This is a genomic window from Chryseobacterium rhizosphaerae (assembly GCF_003385455.1).
Taxonomy (GTDB): Bacteria; Bacteroidota; Bacteroidia; order Flavobacteriales; family Weeksellaceae; genus Chryseobacterium; species Chryseobacterium rhizosphaerae.
Window position 1 is genome coordinate 210,224 of the sequence record NZ_QNUF01000004.1, and the last position, 18,488, is coordinate 228,711.

17 protein-coding genes are annotated in these 18,488 nt (G+C 37.5%); 4 read left to right on the forward strand and 13 right to left on the reverse strand.

From position 1 onward, the window contains the following. Positions 1-80: 80 nt before the first annotated feature. The 7 genes from DRF57_RS05275 to DRF57_RS05305 form a co-directional block, all read right to left on the reverse strand. Positions 81-428 (reverse strand): threonine/serine exporter family protein, encoded by a 348-nt coding sequence (locus DRF57_RS05275; protein WP_084086071.1) that lies wholly within the window; start codon positions 426-428, stop codon positions 81-83. Positions 429-432: 4 nt separating this feature from the next. Next, positions 433-1,710, reverse strand: a complete 1,278-nt coding sequence (locus tag DRF57_RS05280) for an SPFH domain-containing protein (protein WP_115917251.1) — start codon at positions 1,708-1,710, stop codon at positions 433-435. Between the two features lie 9 nt (positions 1,711-1,719). After that, positions 1,720-2,448 carry a hypothetical protein gene (locus DRF57_RS05285; RefSeq protein ID WP_115917252.1) on the reverse strand — a complete coding sequence of 243 codons (729 nt, stop codon included), beginning with the start codon at positions 2,446-2,448 and terminating at the stop codon, positions 1,720-1,722. 153 nt (positions 2,449-2,601) lie between these two features. Beyond that, on the reverse strand, positions 2,602-5,073 hold the full coding sequence (locus tag DRF57_RS05290) for a beta-mannosidase (RefSeq protein ID WP_115917253.1): 2,472 nt from the start codon (positions 5,071-5,073) through the stop codon (positions 2,602-2,604). A 129-nt stretch (positions 5,074-5,202) separates the two neighbouring features. Then, the gene (locus tag DRF57_RS05295) at positions 5,203-5,865 is read right to left on the reverse strand and encodes a copper homeostasis protein CutC (protein ID WP_047485588.1); all 663 of its coding nucleotides are present in this window, start codon (positions 5,863-5,865) and stop codon (positions 5,203-5,205) included. A 16-nt stretch (positions 5,866-5,881) separates the two neighbouring features. Continuing rightward, complete coding sequence (locus DRF57_RS05300; RefSeq protein ID WP_115917254.1) at positions 5,882-6,445, reverse strand: hypothetical protein; 564 nt, start codon at positions 6,443-6,445, stop codon at positions 5,882-5,884. A 249-nt stretch (positions 6,446-6,694) separates the two neighbouring features. Continuing rightward, complete coding sequence (locus DRF57_RS05305; RefSeq protein ID WP_047485592.1) at positions 6,695-7,690, reverse strand: isoaspartyl peptidase/L-asparaginase family protein; 996 nt, start codon at positions 7,688-7,690, stop codon at positions 6,695-6,697. Positions 7,691-7,803: 113 nt separating this feature from the next. On the opposite strand from DRF57_RS05305, the gene DRF57_RS05310 reads away from it, so the two are divergent. The 4 genes from DRF57_RS05310 to DRF57_RS05325 all read left to right on the forward strand — a co-directional run bounded on the left by DRF57_RS05310 (position 7,804) and on the right by DRF57_RS05325 (position 11,550). Then, positions 7,804-8,409 carry a Crp/Fnr family transcriptional regulator gene (locus DRF57_RS05310; RefSeq protein ID WP_047485594.1) on the forward strand — a complete coding sequence of 202 codons (606 nt, stop codon included), beginning with the start codon at positions 7,804-7,806 and terminating at the stop codon, positions 8,407-8,409. A gap of 297 nt (positions 8,410-8,706) precedes the next feature. After that, on the forward strand, positions 8,707-8,985 hold the full coding sequence (locus DRF57_RS05315; RefSeq protein WP_228406120.1) for a DUF3302 domain-containing protein: 279 nt from the start codon (positions 8,707-8,709) through the stop codon (positions 8,983-8,985). Between the two features lie 5 nt (positions 8,986-8,990). Then, positions 8,991-10,148 carry an HlyD family secretion protein gene (locus tag DRF57_RS05320; protein ID WP_084086077.1) on the forward strand — a complete coding sequence of 386 codons (1,158 nt, stop codon included), beginning with the start codon at positions 8,991-8,993 and terminating at the stop codon, positions 10,146-10,148. 1 nt (position 10,149) lies between these two features. After that, complete coding sequence (locus tag DRF57_RS05325; RefSeq protein ID WP_115917256.1) at positions 10,150-11,550, forward strand: TolC family protein; 1,401 nt, start codon at positions 10,150-10,152, stop codon at positions 11,548-11,550. A 122-nt stretch (positions 11,551-11,672) separates the two neighbouring features. On the opposite strand, the gene DRF57_RS05330 is transcribed toward DRF57_RS05325, so the two are convergent. The 6 genes from DRF57_RS05330 to DRF57_RS05355 form a co-directional block, all read right to left on the reverse strand. Further along, complete coding sequence (locus DRF57_RS05330; protein WP_115917325.1) at positions 11,673-12,101, reverse strand: DUF6691 family protein; 429 nt, start codon at positions 12,099-12,101, stop codon at positions 11,673-11,675. Positions 12,102-12,184: 83 nt separating this feature from the next. Continuing rightward, positions 12,185-12,748, reverse strand: coding sequence for a YeeE/YedE family protein (locus DRF57_RS05335; protein WP_115917258.1), 564 nt, complete (start codon positions 12,746-12,748; stop codon positions 12,185-12,187). 10 nt (positions 12,749-12,758) lie between these two features. Beyond that, positions 12,759-14,180: an MBL fold metallo-hydrolase gene (locus tag DRF57_RS05340; protein WP_115917260.1), complete on the reverse strand. Its 1,422-nt coding sequence runs from the start codon at positions 14,178-14,180 to the stop codon at positions 12,759-12,761. A gap of 248 nt (positions 14,181-14,428) precedes the next feature. Further along, positions 14,429-15,223, reverse strand: coding sequence for a sulfite exporter TauE/SafE family protein (locus DRF57_RS05345; RefSeq protein ID WP_115917262.1), 795 nt, complete (start codon positions 15,221-15,223; stop codon positions 14,429-14,431). A gap of 237 nt (positions 15,224-15,460) precedes the next feature. Then, positions 15,461-16,099 carry a Crp/Fnr family transcriptional regulator gene (locus tag DRF57_RS05350; protein WP_115917265.1) on the reverse strand — a complete coding sequence of 213 codons (639 nt, stop codon included), beginning with the start codon at positions 16,097-16,099 and terminating at the stop codon, positions 15,461-15,463. A 16-nt stretch (positions 16,100-16,115) separates the two neighbouring features. Next, positions 16,116-18,383: a glycoside hydrolase family 20 protein gene (locus DRF57_RS05355; RefSeq protein ID WP_115917267.1), complete on the reverse strand. Its 2,268-nt coding sequence runs from the start codon at positions 18,381-18,383 to the stop codon at positions 16,116-16,118. Between the last annotated feature and the right edge of the window lie 105 nt (positions 18,384-18,488).

An 18,488-nucleotide genomic window follows, 5' to 3' on the forward strand; every position in this document is an offset into this window, starting at 1 on the left:
TTTTTAGAGTATTATTTCTCATTTTTTTTACAACCTTACAGGCTTAGAAAACCTATAAGGTTGATTGTTAAAAAAGAATTCTATTGCTGCGCCTTACTCACAGAATAAGTGATCAGGGAATAGATTAAAAATAAGATCCCACATACAATAATATATAATGCAGGTTCCTTGAAACCTATCAGTGAGAAGGTAAGATTGCTTATGATCGCCAGTCCAAAAAACAGCGCTGAAACTGTTTTTATCAGTGAAGTTGTACGGGGTAGATGGAATGTAACACCAACCGTTAAAGCTAAGGTCGGTATCAGGAAAATCAGACTTCCGACAGTCAGTAATTCTTTATAGTCTCCGGTGTTCAAAGTATAGAATCCATAAGCGATCAAGCAGCTTACAGCAACGGCAATTATGGTTTTAATAAAATCTAATTTCATGGTCTTAAATAGTTGGTGGCGGAGGTGGTGGTGTTATACTAAATAGTCTGGCAGTTTCAGGGGTATTCCCTGCTAGTTCCCAATTTTGCATTCCTTCTTTCCAGACATGATGATTCATGGAAAACTGCCCGGATCGTGCAAGCTGTCGAAGGGTTTCAAGATTGTAAGGGCCGGATTGGTGACCGTTCAAAGCAATATGAAACATTGGATCAGAAGCAATATTGGGCGGTGGCGTATGGGTCATAGTATCCATCATACCTCCAAGCTGATTTCTCATTGAAGCCCCTACTCCCATTCCTACCATAAGTCCGGCAGCATTTAAACCATCTCCACCACCCAGATCTACATGGCTCATTCCTCCCAGGCTGGCGGCAGCTGTCTTCAGGACATCCGCATGCTGATTCAACTGATGAACGGCAAAGTGCTTCCCTTCTACTCCCAACTCCAGGTCTTTCCGCTGAATTCTGGTCATTTCGGAAAGGTTTTCAATTTCAATAGTTGTTTTCGCTTCAGTAAATTTCGTCTGCTGATCTGCAGTTGCCCTTTTAAGCTGTATGTAATGAGGATGTTGCTTGTCTAGCTCAATGCTTCCGATATCCAGACGTTTTAAATTGACCCCGAAACAGTCTTCCAATTCTCCTTTTAATCTGCTTTGTATGATATCACTTACCTCATCTATTTTTCTTTCAATCTGCATCACAGGAATAGTATAGTCCTGGGGTGCGCTGATAAGGACAGATTTGATTTTCCTTTGAAAAAAATCTTTGATCTGCGCCTTAAAATCATCAAGGTTAAAATTGATTAACCGGTTTAGTTTAATGAAATTTTTATAATCGGTAAGGTTAAAAGTGAGTGTTCCACGAACGGCACAGGGTACCCCAAGATCCATAAACCTCGGATCATACATATCAAAATAAGGAATTCCAAATCTGATCTGTATATTTCCGGAAAGGTTAATAAAGTAAATCTCTGCCTGAAACGGAGAACCGCCTCCGAATGCCGCACCCACCATATTGGTGAGAACCGGGAAGTTTGCCGAATGAATGGTCTGATCGTGAGGTCCCTGGATAAAATCCTGCATGCTTCCGTCATTTTGTTTGTAAAAAAACACGGCAAGCTCTCCCTCCTTCACGCGTAAACTGCTTCCATAGCGGATACTGTTTTCTTTATTTGTAGAATTGGCAGAACCGGAGGGTCTCCATTTCCAAACCAGATATTCCTGTTCGTCACAACGGATCACATCCATTAACCCACCTTCTCTTTTATTTCCAAATAGTTTCATATCGTTATTCTACTTTATTTTTAATTGGCTTGCATAATTTTCAACTTCCTCTAAAGTTCTTCTATCTTCTTTCATAGAAAATCTTGCTTTCATAATAATCTGTTCGCATTTTGCTCTCCAAACCGGAACAAATTCATTGTGAATTCTATTTCGTTCATTGGCTGCAGTATTAAATGATCCTGAGGTAAAAAAATTTCCAGCCTTTTTAGCCTTCGGTAAAGCCAGAGAAAGGAACTCTAATATATCATTCTTGGTATTAGCTATAGGGAAATTAGAGATTAACTCTTTTTTTTGGTGATTAATACGGTCTCCAATCCCTATTCTAAAAGATTTTGATATGATCGCATTTCCCAAGAGCCTTAAAGGATTGTTGCTTTCCTCATTTCTCCTAGATTCTAATTCATTGATCATATGAAACAACTTTTGAATAGATACATTGGCCTCCACATTATTAAAATTAAATCCACAATCACTGCAACATGTTGAGAATGATTCTGCAATCGCTCCACAGGCTGGGCATTTTCTTACATCTCCCAATTTGTCAGAGTGAGGGGCTGCTGATTGCGAATTTTTATCATTTGTTTTTTCAAAAAGCCTGGCTTCCAGCACGATTTCAAATTCATCCAGATCGATTCCTTCAGCTTCTGCATTTTTAAAAAGCACCTGTTTTTCTTTCTCTGTTAATTCTCCATCAGTCAATGCCAATTCAATGAGTCTCTCCAATTTTTCGTTATACATACTATAGGTATTAGTAATTTTTTACAATGTTATAAAAAAGCCTCAGGGAATTTTTACGGGTTCCCGTAACCACTCATCACCGGATAGGAGGCAACAAAAAAAGGACCGGCCATTTGCCAATCCTTTTTACTTACCTTTCACGTCCTATATCTTTTAATTTTTCATCGTCTCCCAAAGGCTCAATACTTCAATGTTATCCAAAGGTTTTGAAAGGATAATTCTCTTTGAGGTCTTAGGTAACAGATCAAAAAAGTTATCGCTAAAATAAGCATCTCCAATTAAATAAACATCTTTTGCCAAAACATCAGTAGACAATTCAATTTCTGTAGGTGAAATTTTCTTAATACTAATAGTGGGTTTCAGAAGCTTTAGGTCTTTAGGTTTATTAAAAAAGAACAGCCTCTCCTGTTGTACTGAACCGTTTGCAACATACACTCTTAATACAGATTTTGATAAATCAAATTTTGAGAAGTTATCTTTTTTTACTTCCATATGCTTTGCACTTGAATTGGCCAGTAGCTTATCCTTAGCTTCCATTGACCAAAGAACCTTACCTTCAAAATCAATCAGTTCAGCTCCTGAACTGATTTCTAAATCATTAAGCAGATCATTAACAAAATACATATCAAATGCTTCCTTTGTTTCAGAAGCAGATATTAATATAGGTTCAAAACTTCTTTTTGCCTGATAATGAAATGCTTTCCAGTTCCCAAGATAATCAATGGAAGACCATGAAACTACCGGCCAACAGTCGTTAAGCTGCCAGTATAAAGTTCCCATATTATAAGGTCTGGCCCGGCGATGGGCTTCAATAGCAATCTGCATTCCTCTGGCCTGCAGCAATTGAGAAACATAATTATACTGTACAAAATCAGTCGGAATTTTATAATCGCGTTGCATATATGCATTGATAATCTCCCAACCCCGGCCATGTTTTTCATGAGCTTTAATTGCTGGGTTCTGCAGATTCAAATCCGGAGTTCCACTAAATATAGATTTTGTAGTTTCTAAAGTAGGCATTCCCTGAAATCCATATTCAGACATAAAACGTCCTACTTTTTCATTATAAATTTCAAAAGGCTGTTCGCCCCACCAAACGCCCCAATAATGGGAATCTCCTTCTGTAAGGCTTTCCTTATGCCCCCATCCGATTGACGGAGAACTTGGCCAATAGATATTCTTATCTGCTGTAAGGTTTTCTTTTAATGTATTCGGAATAAGGTCATGGAAAAGTTTTTTATAGTCTTTCCAAACCTGTACGGAATCGTTTTTGGAATATTTAAACTGCTTCTGATATCTCCAGTTGACAATCGCTTCATCAATTTCATTATTTCCACACCATAAAGCTATAGACGGATGGTTCTGAAGCCTGTTGACCTGATCTTTTACTTCTTCTTTTACATTATTTAAAAATGCGGCATCTGCCGGATAAAAACTTCCCGCAAACATAAAGTCCTGCCACACTAAAATTCCGTTCTCATCACAAGCTTTGTAAAATTCATCATCCTCATAAATTCCACCTCCCCAGATACGGATCATATTCATATGAGCTTCTTTGGAATCTCTGATGAGTTTTTGATATTTTTCTTTGGTAATCCTTGGAGAGAAACTGTCTGCAGGAATCCAGTTTGTCCCTTTGATATAGAGTGGATTTCCATTAACTTTAAAATAGAAAGACTTCCCTTTTCCATCCTTTTCCTGTACCAGTTCTACTGTTTTCAGACCAATCTTCAGTGTTTCATCAGACAAGAGTTTTGAGTCTTTCTGCAACACAATCTTTATGTTGTATAAGTAAGGTTCTCCCCATCCATTAGGCTGCCAAAGTCTGGGATTTTGAATATGGTAAGGAATACTGATCTTATTCTGTCCTTTTTTTAAATGTATACTGTTAGCTTCCTGATTAATGTTTACCGTATATTGTCCCTCTTTATCAGCAAATACTAAAGTATGAATACTGAGATCTGCATTTTTATCTGATATATTTTTCTGCTCAACCTTTACATTTTCCAATCTGGCTGTATTCCAGAATCTAAGCTTTACATCTTTCCAAATTCCTGCCGTGACAAGCCTTGGTCCCCAATCCCATCCAAACTGATACTGTGCTTTTCTCACAAAACTTCTTGGTGATTCCGGCATTGTAAAAGGAACTTTTTGAGCCAAAACTTTTCCTGTTGCAACTGCTGATTTAAATTTGACTTGCAATATATTCTCACCACTTTTCAAATCCTGTTTCACCGGAATTTCCCATTTCCTGAACATATTATCTGTTTTTTTCAACAGTTTCCCATTAAGATAAATTTCAGAAAATGTATCCAGTCCATTAAAAACCAAGTCGATATTATGATAGTCCAGCTCTTTCGAGGAAACTGTAAAAGTGGTTTGATAATCCCAATCTTCGTTCTCGATCCACTGTGCTTTTTTTTCATTCTCATCTTTGAAAGGATCCTGAATGATTTTGTTACTCATTAAATCCAGATGAACCGTTCCCGGTATCTTGGCAGGAAGCCAGTTTTTATCTTTTGAGTTTTTAAATTGCCAGTTTTCAGAGGACAAATCTCTTGCTGAAGATTGTGCAAAAAGAATATTCTGAATGAAAAAGAGAGCAAAAAAGATCGTTTTATTCATTAATAAGTTTATTTACATTAAGAGGTGTATAGTAGTTTTGTCATTCCGAGGAACGAAGGAATCTCAATAATGTAGGTTGGGATTTCCCTGTACCTTCAGAATGACAAAACGAACTTTATATTACCATAATTACTTAGTCTTCAAGGCAACAACCTCACCGGCATTAGCAAAAGCACCGCCATCTGTAATTGCAGAAGAATGAAAATAGCCGGCATGGGTCAGCGCACGTATTTCTTCAATATTTGTGGAACGAAGTCCACCACCTACAAGGATTTCTATTCTTCCATTGGAAAGTTCAACCAATTTTTTAAGGTTTTCTTTTCCTTCTGACACATTAGGTTTCTGACCTGACGTAAGAATGGTTGTAAATCCGCATTCTATTACTTTTTCCAAAGATTCTTCCAGGCCTTTCGCTCTATCAAAAGCGCGGTGAAAAGTACATGGAAGTGGTGTTGCCAGTTTTACCAACGCTTTGTTCTGCTCAGTATTCACCTCATCATTTTCATTCAGAATTCCAAAAACAAAACCGTCAACCTTTAAAGATTTCAGCTGAATCAAATCATTTTTCATTTGTTCAAATTCTGCTTCTGAATAGGTAAAATCACCTCCTCTTGGGCGGATCATCACAAAAATCGGAATGTTTATTTTTTCTCTGAGTTCCTGGGTTACTTCAACCCCCGGTGTAGTCCCTCCTTCACTTAATCCGTCGCATAATTCTATTCTATCCGCTCCATTTTCAAAGGCAATTACTGCGGATTCCGGATTGAAACATGCTATTTCTATTTTTGACATTTTTACTTTTTATATACTAATTAAACTTTGGAATTTCCTGCAGTACATCTGCAATCAAAAAGGAAACATTCTCTTTACTCACTTTAACCTTAATTGGATATTCAGCCTTAGTTTCTTTATCTGAAAGGATCACGTCAAACATAAAACTATTCCCATTTTCAGAAATCAGCTGACATTTTGCTACTTTTATTCCAGTCCAGTCCTGCCCAGATATTAAGAATCCAACTCCAATTCCGGCCTGTTTTGTATTAAACTTAGTTTTCCATTTATCTTCAAACTCTTTTTCGGTAAGACTGCCATCAACATCCATATCAACATTCATTGCATCTGTTTTGTAGTCGAAATAGTCTTTAGTGGTTATTTTCCGCATCGCCTTTTCTTCATTCCCAATATCAGCTTTAAAATAATCTTCGATACTTTTTTCCAACCATTTTTGAGCTTCTCCGGATTCATTAACCTGAGGTTTTGCTTCCTGGACGACCTCTTCTTTCACCTTAGGTTCGGTTTGTGCTGTGATCTCCTTTTTTTCTTCCTTACAGCCTATAATTAAAAATAAGAAAGCGATAATCGTTCTTTTCATATTTTGTTTGATCTATATTTTGTCTTGGCTAAAGCCAATATACCTATGACTTATTTGTTGGAATACAAAAAGACGCAAAAGCTTGTTCATTTGTATGTTTATAAGGCGCAAGGATTTTATCTCCGATAAAATTGATGAGTGTTTAGTAGAGAAAATATACCTCTTGCTGAAAATATTCGACTTTCTCTTACTACTTAAATGCAGCTTACTATTTTAAAATTTTTGTGTCTTTGCATATTCCAAATTCATTTATTTTAAAGCAAATTCAGGGGTTTCAAGGCGGTTTCCTTTCTGGTCATATACCGCAAAATTAAATCCATCCTGAATGCAGTAAGATCCGTATTCTCCTTTTTTATTAAGGGCAATAAATCCTACCTGAATATCTTTTAAGTTTTTATTTCTTCTCTGATTGATCTTTACAATTCTCTCTACAGCTTCTTTACAGGCTTCCTGTGGATTTCTTCCCTGCCTCATCAGCTCAACCACAAGGTGTGTTCCTACTGTTCTGATCACCTCTTCTCCATGGCCGGTTGCCGTTGCTGCCCCTACTTCATTATCTACAAATAACCCTGCTCCGATAATGGGAGAATCCCCTACTCTTCCATGCATCTTGAAAGCCATTCCGCTGGTAGTACAGGCTCCGGAGAGATTTCCTTGTGCATCCAGGGCTATCATTCCTATGGTATCATGGTTTTCAATATTGGCAATAGGTTTATACTGACTGGTTTTAAGCCATTCTTTCCATTCTTTTTCTGATTCGGGAGTAAGAAGATTTTCTTTTTTAAACCCTTGTGAAAGGGCAAACTGAAGGGCTCCATCTCCTACGAGCATAACATGGGGAGTCTTTTCCATTACTGCTCTGGCCACAGAAATAGGGTTTTTAACATGTTCCAGGCAGGCTACTGAACCTATATTATAATTTTCGTCCATAATACAGGCATCAAGCGTTACCCTTCCATCTCTGTCCGGGCGTCCACCATATCCTACACTTCTTTCTTTTGGATCAAGCTCTACAAGACGAACTCCCTTTTCAACCGCATCTAAAGCTTTTCCGCCTTTCCCAAGAACAGTCCAGGCTTCTTCATTGGCTTTTAGCCCGAAATTCCATGTAGAAAGGACTATAGGTTTGTTTACCACTTTGGTATTTTCCGGTAATTCACTAGCCATTAAGTCTAAAGGATTTACCGCAAGTGCTGCTGTTGCGATCCCCAGTTTTTTGATAAAACTTCTTCGGTTATTGTTCATTGTATTCAAAATTATATAATACAACGCAAATATCTAAAAAAAACTTCAATGAAATCCCCGAGATGATGCAACTGGAGCATCATCTATTATTTTTATTTATCTTTACCCTCGTAATGGACTTATTCAAAACTTTCAGGAATATTGTATTCTTTCAGGAATTATCTGATGAGGAAATTACCATTTTGGTCAATATCAGTACTCCAAAATTCCTTCACAAAAAAGAAAAGCTGGTAGAGCCTGATCAAACTTTCACCCATTTATTTATACTTTCTCATGGGTTATTAAGATTTTTCTTTGATGATGAAAACGGGGTTGAAACTAATCTTTTTTTACCTTCAGAAAAAGAAGCTGCCATTATGGAAAGTCCAGAATCTTATTCACAGGGAAGTACCAGAAGATATACAATTGAAGCGGTCATTGACACTCAGATTTTTCTGTTTAATAAAAATGAATTTGAAGAAATAGCATTTCAGCACAAAGGCATCTATACGATGTACCTTAGATCTTTAAAACAGATTATAAGTATATTAAAAGTGCGCACGGAACAATTCTGTTCTACTTCTCCGCATTCGCGTTATGAAGATTTTCTGGAAAACCGGCCTTTTACCTCTCAAAATGCCAATAGAAAGTATATTGCAAACTTTCTGGGAATTACTCCCAACTCTCTTTCACGGATGACCGCAAGGATTCATAAAAAAAGGAACGAAAGAAAAAAATAACTTAGGAATATTTTTTCTCATTTTATTCCTCCTACTTTTGCTTACTCAAAGTACTAGTACACAAACAAGTAAGCCGTATGAGAAAAATATCACCCATAAAAACAGTATACTATTGAACAATCTTTAATCTTCCCTAAGATTCAAAGTGGCCGGCCGGATATGCATTGATGGTAAGGTTACACCCTTGTTTTACACTTAATTTTCATTATTACCTTATTCAATTATTTTATGCAAAGAATATCCTTACTTCTTTGCCTGTTGTTATCATGCAATTTGGTTCAGGCATCAACGGGCAATATGGAAGACAATATAGCGAATGCCGCTTCATGGTTGATTTTATTTATTCTACCCATTGCGGGAATTTACCTTTTCTGGAAAGTTCATATTTATCCGGAAAAAGTAGCAGAAAAAAAGAATCACCCTCAATTGAAAGCCATAAAAAGTATGTGCCTCCTTTCCCTTGTTTTTGGAGGCTTATTATGGCCGGTTGCTTTAATCTGGGCCAACTATGATTATGATGATCAAAAAAAAGAAACAGACACTCCTGAAAAAGAACTTACAACGATAGAAAACTAACACGTATGCTGGAATTACTCATTGCCATATATGCCGGAATCTGCTGGCTGCTTATTAAAAAATTTAAACTTATTCCCTGGACATTTACCACACAGGTGGTTGTTTATTCACTTCCTATTTTTGGTAGTATCGCTTTAATATTAAGCCTTAACTATTATTGTCCTATTACCTCTGATGTTAAAGTTGGAAACAGAAGTGTAGATATAACCACCCAGGTTCTGGGAAAGGTAAAAAAAGTCTATGTAACGACCAATCAGGAAGTGAAGAAAGGAGATACCTTATTTGTACTTGACAGAGAACCTTACATACAGGAAATTAAATCTTTGGAAGCCAAACTCAGTAATATGAAAGCTACTGTAAGCTCTTACGATACTGATATCTACGCATCCAAAAAAAATATTTCCGGTTTACAGTCACAGCTGGATCTTGCTAATAAAAGAGTGAGCCAGTATCAGGAATTGGTGGAAGCCGGGGCAGCCAATAGATTTGATCTTGAACAAGCTGTCGCCAATGCACGTGATTTACAATCCCGTATCAGTGCCGCCCAATCCCAGCAACAATCTTTGGAAACCAAATCCAACGCTTCCTACAATGGAGAAAACTCTTCTGTATCTGAAATTCAGGCTAAACTGGATCAGGCAAAATGGAATTTATCTCAAACCGTTGTTTTGGCTCCTACAGATGGGATCATTCCTAATGTTCAGCTTAATGAAGGGGCAATTATGGCACCTTTTAAATCAGCTTTTGTTTTAATTCAAAAGCAGCAGTCTATTATCGGTTTTTTTGCTCAGAATGAATTGGAAACGGTGAAAAAAGGAGATGAAGTGGAGCTGGCTCTTAAAACAGAACCGGGAAAGGTGGTGAAAGCCAGACTTGAATATGTAATCGATGCAACCAGCCAAGGGATCATGAATAATGCGGGAGGAATGCTGGGAGGAAACGGTTCTACTGCCGGACTTCCTGATACGGCCAGACAATTACCGGAAACCGACGGAAAGCTTATCGCCAAATTTGTACTGGAAGAAAACCAGAAACAGCTCACTGTAGGGGCAAGAGGAACGGCTGTCATCTATTCTGATCACATCAAACCTTTGCATCTTATCCGAAAAGTAATGGTCCGTGTAAGTAGTAAAATTAACTTCCTGATTCCCAAACTTCATTAAAATGTATAAAAAAATAATCTTGCTGGGGGTACTTTCTATAAGCTTAAGTTCCTGTATCGGCTATAAAGAGCCCACTGAAGAAAATATGCATCAGCTCAAGGAGAACAGTGAAATTGCCACTCACATTCAAATTCCGGATCATTGGATTTTTGACAGAAAAGCAAATGCAAGATCCCTTTCCTATGAATGGATTACAGAGATAAAGACTCCTCAGCTGGATACACTGATCCATGAAGGGATGCTGTATAATGCAGATATTATCATTGCTAAAGAAAAGCTTAATCAGATTGAATTGGCTATGGAAATTGCAGGAAGTGATCTTTATCCAAGTATCAGTGCCGTAGCCAACACATCCAATAATTTGGTGAGTGAAAGGCAAATCCAGCGTCTTGCGGTCAAAGCCAGCTGGGAAATAGATCTGTGGGGTAAAAATAAAGCTTCACAAATGGCGGTTACAAGTGATTATTTTTCAGCAAAGTATCAAAATATCCTCCTGCATCAATCTATAGCTACGATGATAGCCAAAGCTTATTTTTTAAATATTGCAGGAAATATCCAGGAGTATAAAATTGAAAGTTATATTCAAAAATCAAAAGAGCTGGAAAAGCTGTATATGATCCAGAAAAAGGTGGGGACAGCTAATGCATTAGACATATCCAATATATCTGCAGAAATTATTTCGCTACAGGGATATCTTGAAAAGGTTAAAAATGCAAATATCCAATCCAGAAGATCCCTGGAATTACTGACGGGGAAATATCCGGAAGGAAAACTCACTACACAAAATTCTTTTGCTGCTTTAGAAAGTGATATCCCATCCTCTTTCCCGTTGCAGCTTTTAGAAAACAGATCGGATATACAGGCTCGTCATTTCCAAATAGAAAAAGCTTTTTATGAAGTACAGCAGGCCAATGCAGCAAGACTACCTTCACTGAGCATTAATACTTCTTTAGGAACAGCCAGCAGCAATGCAGAGTCTATCAATTCTTTGTTTTCCAATCCATTGGTAAAAGTGGGCAGTGGACTGGTTTCCCCGTTATTCAACCATGGAAAGCTGAAAAAAAATGTAGAAATAAAAAATTCCCAACAAAAGCAAGCTGTAGAGGAATATTCAAAAACAGTTCTGAATGGTTTGAGTGAAGTAGAATCATCTTTAGCAAACCTGCGTTCTATAGAAAAACAACACTCTTATAACCAAAGTGCCATCGATGAACTTAAAAACAATATTGAACTCACCCAAAAGCAGATAAAAGTGGGTTCGAGTAATAGTTTCATCCTGGTTCGAAAACAGAGGGATCTTCTTAAAAATGAAATGAATCTCATCAATCTGGAACTTCAGTACAGGATAGAACGGATCAACCTCTATATGGCTTTAGGAGCAGGAAACTTCATATTTTCATAATTTTATACCAAAAGACTGCTGATAGAATCAGCAGTCTTTTTTATTCAATACCCATTAAATCTTTAGGCATTATCACGTCTTCAACGGTGATGTATAAAGTTCGCTGTTGTCTATATTCGACATCAATGTGGGAGTCTATCTCTGAAATATCCGTACACCCATGTTCCTGCAACAGCACTTATAAGAGTAATGGATACGGCTACAGCTCCTGTACCTATCTGAGCAAAGAGCGGCCCGGGGCATGCTCCTGTAAGCGCCCATCCAAAACCAAAAATCAAACCTCCGTAAATCTGGCCTTTATTAAATTTTTTAGGAACCAGTGTAATAGGCTCTCCGTCAATTGTTTTTATATTCATTTTTTTGATCAGCCATACCGAAATTATTCCCACTAAAACAGCACTTCCGATAATTCCGTACATATGGAAAGATTGCAGGCGAAACATTTCCTGTATCCTGAACCAACTGATCACTTCGGCCTTCACAAAAATAATTCCGAATACCACTCCTGCAATAAGATACTTCAGGTGATGATACCATTTATTATTGTTCATACCGATATATTCCGTATCAACTGTATCATTATTTTGATCTATTTTTTTTATCATTACTTTTTATTCAGTTTTTAAAATTAGACTTATAAGGAAAGGATGACCGGCAGAATAAGGTTGGCCATTAAAAATCCTCCTGCCATAAAGCAGATGGTAGCGACTAAAGATGGCCACTGTAAATTGGAAAGCCCCATAATAGCATGTCCACTGGTACATCCTCCTGCATATCGGGTTCCGAATCCTACCAAAAATCCACCTACCACCATTATGATAAACCCTCTCAGGGTAAGCACATTTTGGAAATTCATCAGCTGTACAGGAACAAGGTTGCTGTAATCTGTAATTCCATAGCCTGCTAATTCTGTTTTCAGATGAGGATTAACAGTGATTTCTGCTGGATTAATCATAAAATGAGCTGCGACAAATCCTCCGAAGAAAATCCCCAGCACAAAAAATAGATTCCAGGCTTCTTTCCTCCAGTCGTACTTGAAAAAGCTCACATTGGACGGTATACAAGCAGCACATATATGCCTCAGCGAGGAGCTTATCCCAAAGGATTTATTTCCCATAATCAGTAAAGCGGGAACGGTAAGCCCGATCAGCGGACCTGCGATATACCAGGGCCATGGTTCTTTTATAATCTCCAACATCTTTATTTTTTTAATCTAATTTATTTAAAATTTTATTCTGACACATAAAATCACTTTTAGGAACATCGGTAGAAGCTATGGCTTTAAAACCTCCTTCAATTTCTGTAAAATTCCTGTAGCCTCTTGCCTGAAGAATACTGGCAGCCATCATGCTTCTGTACCCCCCGGCACAATGCAGATAAAAATGTTCTTCAGCGTTGATCCTGTTGATCCATTCGTTAATGTAGGCTAACGGCTTGTTATAGGCATTATCTACATGTTCAGCACTGTATTCGCTTTCTTTTCTTACATCAATAATCTGAACCTCTTTATCTTTTATTTCTTTCTCAAACCGGTCTGCAGTAATTCGCTTTACCGAGTCTGTTTCTTTTCCGCTTTGCTTCCATGCTTCAAAACCTCCTTCTAAATAGCCTAAAATATGATCGAAACCTACTCTGCTCAACCTTGTTACAGCTTCTTCTTCCTTTCCGATGTCTGTTACCAGCAGAACAGGTTGATTAACGTTTCCAATCAGTGTTCCTACCCACGGAGCAAAATCACCATCTAATCCTATGTTCACAGATTGAGGGATAAAACTTTTGGCAAATATACCGTTACTTCTTACATCCAAAATTAATGCACCTGAAGCTTCTGCCAATTCTTCAAACTGCTCCGGAACAAGAGCATGTAGCCCTTGTGACAGCACTTCATCAAAGCTATGATATCCTTTTTTATTCATCAGCACATTCATTCCAAAGTAAGCTGGTGGAGGCAGAAGCCCATCTGTAACGGCATGAATAAAACTTTCTTTGTCTTTTTGATTGAGTGCATAATTGGTTTCTTTCTGATTTCCCAATGTATCAATGGTTTCTTTCTGCATATTTTTTCCACAGGCAGAGCCTGCTCCATGGGCCGGATATACCGTTATATCATCCTTCAGGGGTAAAATTTTCTTATATAAGCTATCGTACAGCAGCCCTGCCAACTCTTCTTTGGTCATCTCTGCTACTTTCTGAGCGAGATCCGGACGTCCTACATCTCCCAAAAATAAAGTATCACCACTAAACAGGGCTTTTTCCTCTCCATTTTCATCAATCAGCAGGTAACAAGAGCTTTCCATTGTGTGCCCGGGTGTATGAAGAACTTTAATCTTAATATTTCCCACTTCAAATATCTGATTGTCTTCAGCTATTATAGCCTGAAACTCAGTCTGAGCAGTGGGCCCGTATACAATCCGGGCTTTTGTCTTATTACTTAAATCAACATGTCCGCTGACAAAATCGGCATGAAAATGAGTCTCAAAGATGAATTTCAATTGAACTTTATCTTTTTCCAATCTTTCCAGATAAGGATGCACTTCCCTAAGTGGATCAATAATTGCCGCCTCTCCGGCTGAAGTAATATAATATGCTCCCTGGGCCAAACATCCTGTATAAATTTGTTCTATTTTCATTTTATTTATTTTTGATTTTGTTTTCTTATACAAAGTTCCCTTTTTCTGTTTTCTCCTACAGTTACTTTTGTTACATAGCAGAATTTTGAAACAGATATCTACCTTTTCTAACCACAAAAGGCACAAAAGATTTCTTTAACACTTTAGTTCACTTAAGAAAGTTTAGAAACTGTTGCATAACAAGTTCACAGAAGATGAAAATCTATGGTTTTCATAAAAATTAAGTACTCTTTCCACTACATAAATACTTATAGAAATATTTCCCTGGTAATAATGTAAATACCCATCACCAGAATAAACCATCCAAATATCGGCTTCAACTTTTTGCCATCTATTTTTTTTGACAATTGCGAGCCTATTATAATTCCTATGACAGCAATAGCTGTAACAGATACCAGTAAATTCCAGTCTATTTTTGTATTGTGCACGGAAGAGAAGAAACCGATCAGAGAGTTTAGAGAAATAATAACCAAAGAAGTCCCTATTGCTGTTTTCATAGGAATTCTCAACAGATTTACCAATGCCGGAATGATCATAAAACCACCTCCTGCTCCAACAAATCCGGTCAATATGCCCACCATTACGCCCTGTCCGGCGGCCAACAAAGTTTTACGGCTTTCTGATCGGGTCTCTAAAGTGTTCAGAGGAGAATTATTTCCTATCATTTTATAGGAGGCCAGAATCATTAAGCCTGCGAAAATCAGGAGGAGAAAAATATTTTTGGTGACTATAAAAGTATCTATTCTGGCAACTTCTTCAGGAATTAAAGGCAGCAGGTAGCTTCTGGTGAGAAAAATTGAAATAATGGAAGGTAATCCAAAGATCAACGCCATTTTACTATTGATCAATCCTTTTTTGAAATATGACAAAGAGCCTACCGCACTGCTTATTCCTACTATAAAAAGAGAATATTCTGTTGCCAGAAAAGTGTCTAGCCTAAAAAGATAAACCAATACAGGAACTGTCAGAATACTTCCGCCGCCACCAATCAACCCAAGAGAAATTCCTATTAAAATTGCGGCTGTATAACCTATGATTTCCATTTGTTCAAATAATTATAATGCAAAAATGGAAATGTTTAAGAACAGCCACAGCTACTTTTGTTACATAGCGAAGAAGCTAAACACAAATTACACCATTATTATCATAGTGGAAGATTTTGCAACCTAAGAATATTGTGAAGAGATTAAAGGATATAATATAACCACCCCGTCAAATCTTTGATTTGCCCCCTCTCCGATGGAGGGAAATATGAGGCTTATTATTAACCTGGGGTTTTGCTACCCATTGTCTTTTTTCAGGAGAACGATTTTGTTTCTGCCCAGTTTTAGTCTTCCTTCCTCTTCCAGTTGTTTAAGAAGCCTTGATACCACTACCCTGGCTGTTCCCAGTTCATTGGCAAGCTGTTCATGGGTGGTACTGATCGTTTCAGAGTCGGTAATTTCAGATTTTTTATAGAGCAGCTTCAATAATCTTTCATCTACTTTTTTAAAAGCAATAGCATTGATGATATCCAGTAAATCCTCAAAACGTTTATGGTAAAGCCTGAAAATATAATCCAGCCATTCCGGATGTTCTTTGATAAAAAGGGAAACCTGATCTACCGGAAGAAAAAGAATCTCCGCATCTTCTTCTACCTCAGCTTTAACGATACTTTTCTCATTGTGCATTCCACCAAGGAAGGACATGATACAGCTTTCCCCGGATTTAATATAATACAACAGGATTTCCCGGCCATCTTCTTCCGTTCTGATCACCTTGATCATTCCCTTCATTACAATAGGAATAGAACGTATAGAAGCATTTTCGTCTAAAATAATATCTCCTTCACTGTAATTTTTCGTTACTCCCACCCGGTACAGTTTTTCTACAAGATCCGGTGATGATGAGAATTCTGAATAAAGTACGCTGTCCTGCATTTTATTTCAATTTTGGCTAAAGTACACCAATTTCATCAACAAACAACCACGCTTTTGAATCAGCTCCAGGATTTCCTGCCGGAATAATTCCTGCATTTTCTATGATCACCTTCAGGTATTTTGCATTTTGAGAACCTGCATTCAATTTTATTTTCCCTTTGGTATTTTGAATCTCTTCTTTTCCGATCTCTTTTATAAGTTTAAAATTCTTATTATCGTCAGAAACAAAAATTTTGGCCGACTTAGCAAGATGAATCCAGCTTCCTTTATTTTCCAGGGTATTAAAGTAAACTTCTGAGAAACCTGTTTTCTGCCCAAAATCTATGGTTGCCACCACATCTTTTCCCTGAAATCCCAGCCACGTTTTACCAAGCTGTTTTACATTACCTATAATACCGTCTACTAAAGTAAAAGCACCTCCAAAGGAATAGTTTTCGCTCGGTTGTTGCTCAAGAGTGATTTTTTTCCCTGTCGTTTTCGAAATGCTAAATTCCTGAGATGAAACAGCACTTTTCAGCTGACCATTCTCAAAATATGCGGATTGAATTGTTAAAGAACCTGGGATTGAAACAGGTTTTTGATAGGTATTAGAATTGATGGTGGGAGCTGTTCCGTCTACTGTATATCTGATCCCATCTGAATTTTGTGAAGTGGATAGTTCGTAAGCAATACCATTATTGGCCGGAATTACCTTTCCTGAGATATTGTAAATACTCTTGGCATAATTCACCTTCATTTTATCCAAAACTCTGAACTGGCTGATCACTCTGTTTTCAAATTCTTTATAATTTTTAGGATCTGAGGTTCCCCATCCTACTTCAGAAAGTGCCAGTAACCTTGGGAATATCATATACTGTACCTGTTTAAAGTCCAGAATATATTCCGTCCATAAATTCGCCTGAACTCCCATAATGTATTTTGCCTGTTCTGCATTCAATTCAGCAGGGATAGGGTTATAAGAATACACTTTATCAAGTGGTGTAAAGCCCCCAAAAGCATTGGGCTCTGATTGCGGATCTCCCTGATAATGGTCAAAATAACAGTATGCACCCGGTGTCATTACTGCAAAATGTTTTGATTTTGCGGCTTCAATACCACCATTTACTCCAGTCCAGCTCATTACAGCAGCATTTGGAGCTAATCCTCCTTCCAAAATCTCATCCCAACCGATGATTTTTCGGCCTTTACTGTTTACATATTTTTCTATTCTATGAATAAAATAGCTTTGCAGGCCATGTTCATCCTTTAAATTATTTTTCTTAATCAATTCCTGGCAGTGGGCACATTCTTTCCATCTTGTTTTCGGACATTCATCACCACCAATATGGATATATTGGGAAGGAAACAGCTTAATCACCTCATCTAAAACATTTTCCAAAAAGGTAAAAGTTTCATCTTTAGGGCAGAAAACATCATCAAAAACACCCCATTTTGTAGCGGCTTCAAAAGGTCCTTTGGTACATGCCAATTCAGGATATGCTGATAAAGCTGCCAAAGCGTGTCCCGGCATTTCTATTTCCGGAACAACGGTTATATGTCTTTCCTGTGCATATTTCACCACATCTTTGATCTGTGCCTGGGTATAAAAATAAGGCCCATAAGGTTTTCCATCAAAAGTGTTATCAACATAAGCTCCAATCATAGATTCCTTACGTTTGGAACCTATCTGCGTAAGTTTCGGATATTTTTTAATTTCAATTCTCCATCCCTGATCATCGGTTAAATGCCAGTGAAAAGTATTTAATTTATACATCGCCAAATAATCGATATACTGTTTCACCTCATCCACTGTAAAAAAGTGGCGACAAACGTCAAGGTGCATACCACGCCATGCAAATTTGGGCTGATCTTCAATTCTTAATGCTGGAATTTTTCTATCTTCTCTATGTTCTTCAAAAAGCTGAAGCAAGGTCTGAAGTGCCAGAAAATATCCCTGTTTTGTATGGGACGTGATAAAAATTCCTTTTGATGAAATGGAAAGTGTATATTTTTCTTTCACCTCTTCAGTAGTCACAGGAATTTTGGGCTGTGGAACCAACGCTTGGGTAAGTTGAGCCTCTTCTCTTTTACTGCTGTACTTAAATTTAACCCGTGAGCCGAGACGCTTTTTGAAATAGTCAGTTTCTTCTTTTGGAAGCTGATCACTCAGTATCAATGTTTCCGGAATGATAAACACTCCATCTTCCAAGGTTATATTTTGTGGATAAGGAATCAGATTAAGCTTCTTTTGAGCCCCCAAAACAGTTGAGAAAAGAATAGAAAATAAAAAAAGAAAACGTTGCATTTAAGTATGATTAAGGTTTTAGCTAAGATAATTATTTTCTAAAACTTATTGACTCATTTTAGATAATTAAAAACTATTTCTGGTAAAAGCTACAACCGGCCTCAC

Coding starts and splice junctions, on each gene's coding strand:
- DRF57_RS05275 (WP_084086071.1), bottom strand. CDS start 428: ATGAAATTAGATTTTATTAAAACCATAATTGCCGTTGCTGTAAGCTGC.
- DRF57_RS05280 (WP_115917251.1), bottom strand. CDS start 1,710: ATGAAACTATTTGGAAATAAAAGAGAAGGTGGGTTAATGGATGTGATC.
- DRF57_RS05285 (WP_115917252.1), bottom strand. CDS start 2,448: ATGTATAACGAAAAATTGGAGAGACTCATTGAATTGGCATTGACTGAT.
- DRF57_RS05290 (WP_115917253.1), bottom strand. CDS start 5,073: ATGAATAAAACGATCTTTTTTGCTCTCTTTTTCATTCAGAATATTCTT.
- DRF57_RS05295 (WP_047485588.1), bottom strand. CDS start 5,865: ATGTCAAAAATAGAAATAGCATGTTTCAATCCGGAATCCGCAGTAATT.
- DRF57_RS05300 (WP_115917254.1), bottom strand. CDS start 6,445: ATGAAAAGAACGATTATCGCTTTCTTATTTTTAATTATAGGCTGTAAG.
- DRF57_RS05305 (WP_047485592.1), bottom strand. CDS start 7,690: ATGAACAATAACCGAAGAAGTTTTATCAAAAAACTGGGGATCGCAACA.
- DRF57_RS05310 (WP_047485594.1), top strand. CDS start 7,804: ATGGACTTATTCAAAACTTTCAGGAATATTGTATTCTTTCAGGAATTA.
- DRF57_RS05315 (WP_228406120.1), top strand. CDS start 8,707: ATGGAAGACAATATAGCGAATGCCGCTTCATGGTTGATTTTATTTATT.
- DRF57_RS05320 (WP_084086077.1), top strand. CDS start 8,991: ATGCTGGAATTACTCATTGCCATATATGCCGGAATCTGCTGGCTGCTT.
- DRF57_RS05325 (WP_115917256.1), top strand. CDS start 10,150: ATGTATAAAAAAATAATCTTGCTGGGGGTACTTTCTATAAGCTTAAGT.
- DRF57_RS05330 (WP_115917325.1), bottom strand. CDS start 12,101: ATGAACAATAATAAATGGTATCATCACCTGAAGTATCTTATTGCAGGA.
- DRF57_RS05335 (WP_115917258.1), bottom strand. CDS start 12,748: ATGTTGGAGATTATAAAAGAACCATGGCCCTGGTATATCGCAGGTCCG.
- DRF57_RS05340 (WP_115917260.1), bottom strand. CDS start 14,180: ATGAAAATAGAACAAATTTATACAGGATGTTTGGCCCAGGGAGCATAT.
- DRF57_RS05345 (WP_115917262.1), bottom strand. CDS start 15,223: ATGGAAATCATAGGTTATACAGCCGCAATTTTAATAGGAATTTCTCTT.
- DRF57_RS05350 (WP_115917265.1), bottom strand. CDS start 16,099: ATGCAGGACAGCGTACTTTATTCAGAATTCTCATCATCACCGGATCTT.
- DRF57_RS05355 (WP_115917267.1), bottom strand. CDS start 18,383: ATGCAACGTTTTCTTTTTTTATTTTCTATTCTTTTCTCAACTGTTTTG.